Origin of the sequence: Parabacteroides sp. AM17-47, assembly GCF_003434625.1 — a bacterium.
GTDB lineage: Bacteria > Bacteroidota > Bacteroidia > Bacteroidales > Tannerellaceae > Parabacteroides > Parabacteroides distasonis.
Genome location: NZ_QTLI01000055.1, coordinates 1893 through 2343 on the forward strand (window position 1 = coordinate 1893; position 451 = coordinate 2343).

1 protein-coding gene is annotated in these 451 nt (G+C 53.9%); it reads left to right on the top strand.

From position 1 onward, the window contains the following. Nucleotides 1–451 (top strand): DUF1896 family protein (locus DW205_RS21900; RefSeq protein ID WP_370016604.1); only part of this gene is annotated, 451 nt, incomplete at both ends.

Consider the following 451-nt stretch of genomic DNA (forward strand, 5'->3'; position numbering starts at 1 on the left):
CCGATTATCCCGTTAATTATCAATCCGCTAAATCCAAAGTAATGAACAACAAGAAGAAAAACGAGGGTCAGACCGACTTTTCCTATTACGGTCTGTACCTGCTGGACTATCTCCGCACGAACAAGTTTGAACAGGCTGACGACACCGCTTTCATACGGGAACGGGCCGACCGTGCCGCCGAAACGTATGAGAGGGCACGGCTTGAAGGCTATCCCGCCGATGGTGCGCAGGAACTGGCGATGGACACGCTGCTGCGCGGGCTGCATTATTCCCGTTACGCCATCCTCCGCGAAGTCGTGGAAAACGAGTTTGCCGATGAAGTGCCGGAAGAGAAGCGTGAAGCCTTTGTCCTGAAACTGCTGCCGCTTGTCGGCAACGTGTTCTCCGTCTATGACCTCTCGGATGACAATTTCGCCCTGTCTTCCGATTACGACCTGCTCTACACGGAGCT